Here is a 1502-nt window from a genome sequence, read left to right as displayed (position 1 = left end):
TTAATCCCTTTGGCGGCTTCTCTTGCGAAAGCTTCAAGTTCTTTCTTATTCATGTTCATCTGCCTATCCTTAACCCATCTATAGGGTAATTTGAGATAGGCAATTACACAAAATTAGTTACAGTCTCAGTCCTGAGGTGGTAGCGCGAGCACAGAGCGCCTATAAAACTCTTGATAATAAATCCAAAATTTACAGGTTTGACAGTACATTAATTATCTTATACTTGTTAGTCGCAACCATCCTTTCACTTGCCCTAACGCCCGTATTTAATAGTCACTGGTTTACACTATTTCCTGCTTTTTTATTACTAATAGTTACTCTGCTTACACTTAATTTTAGGGCCAAATATGTCCGTGTTCTTGCCCAAGCAAAGTGTATTTTTGATAATGATATTATGTCGACGATATATGGTGGTTCGAAAGATAAGGTTGCAGATATTATGCTTGCCTTTGAAATGCAAAAGGCCAAGATTGCCGCCGTAGTCGGACGCGTAAATGATGTATCAATACAAGTGAGTGAGAATGCTCGCCTCACTACAAAAAGTGGCCAATTTGTATCTGAGTTACTAAAACAACAGACTACAGAAACAAAAGAGATGGTAACGTGCATGGGTGAGTTCTCACAGACCATTGATGAACTCTCTGAAAATGTAAATCATGCAGCCGATACAGCCTCAAAGTCTGAACAGCAAGCAGGACTGGGGAAATCAGCAGTCAAAGATGTAATAGATTCAATTCATTATCTTGATACCCACCTAATGGAAGTAAATAATGCAGTTAACCGCTTAGTATCGGGAAACGACAAAATACAAAATATTCTCGGTGTCATCAATTCAATAGCTGACCAAACCAACTTGTTGGCGCTGAACGCCGCTATTGAGGCTGCGCGAGCAGGTGATCACGGAAAAGGGTTTTCAGTAGTTGCCGATGAGGTTCGCACTTTGGCACAAAGAACCCAGTCTTCCACAGAAGAAATAACTCAATTACTACAAGAACTGAACGAGATTTCAAATTCTGCAGTCGAATCAGTTCAAAAAAGTAATAATCTGTCGAGCCAAAGTGTCAACCTAGCGATGAACAATGGCTCTAGTCTGGACACAATTCAGAGCCATGTTATCCGCTTGGCGGATCTAAATCGCAGTGTAGCTGCAGCTATTGAACAGCAAAGCTGTGTTGCTAAGCAAATCAGTATTAACGTCGAGAGCGTAACCACATTGGCTGAAAAAGGTACTGAACATGGAGACAGATCTTTTGAGTTAAGTAAGGAGTTACTTGCGCAAATTGAACAACAAACTCGGTTGATCCAACAGTTTTCAAAAACTTAATAATTTACCCTAAAGGGTTATCAGGTAAGGTCTAAATATTCACATATAAACTGTACTAGCTCAGACTTGATCTGACAGTTACCCGTTTTTCAATCGGTGGCTGTCAGTTTAGATTTGAGCTAAATTTTTCTCAGCCCAAATTGATTTTCCATCAAGCAATGTTTCAAATGGCGTTCTG

General features: G+C 39.8%; 1 protein-coding gene. It reads left to right on the top strand.

The features are described from left to right. Positions 1-394: 394 nt before the first annotated feature. The gene (locus F9Y84_RS21780) at positions 395-1324 is read left to right on the top strand and encodes a methyl-accepting chemotaxis protein (protein WP_225740805.1); all 930 of its coding nucleotides are present in this window, start codon (positions 395-397) and stop codon (positions 1322-1324) included. Positions 1325-1502 lie beyond the last annotated feature (178 nt).

It is taken from the genome of Pseudoalteromonas peptidolytica (assembly GCF_012641745.1).
In the GTDB taxonomy this organism is placed as follows: domain Bacteria; phylum Pseudomonadota; class Gammaproteobacteria; order Enterobacterales; family Alteromonadaceae; genus Pseudoalteromonas; species Pseudoalteromonas peptidolytica.
The sequence above is the reverse complement of the archived record's forward strand: the minus strand, read 5'-3'. Positions and strand labels throughout refer to the sequence as shown.

Excerpts from the sequence above, each read along its gene's own strand:
- F9Y84_RS21780 (WP_225740805.1), top strand. The coding sequence starts at position 395 with ATGTCGACGATATATGGTGGTTCGAAAGATAAGGTTGCAGATATTATG.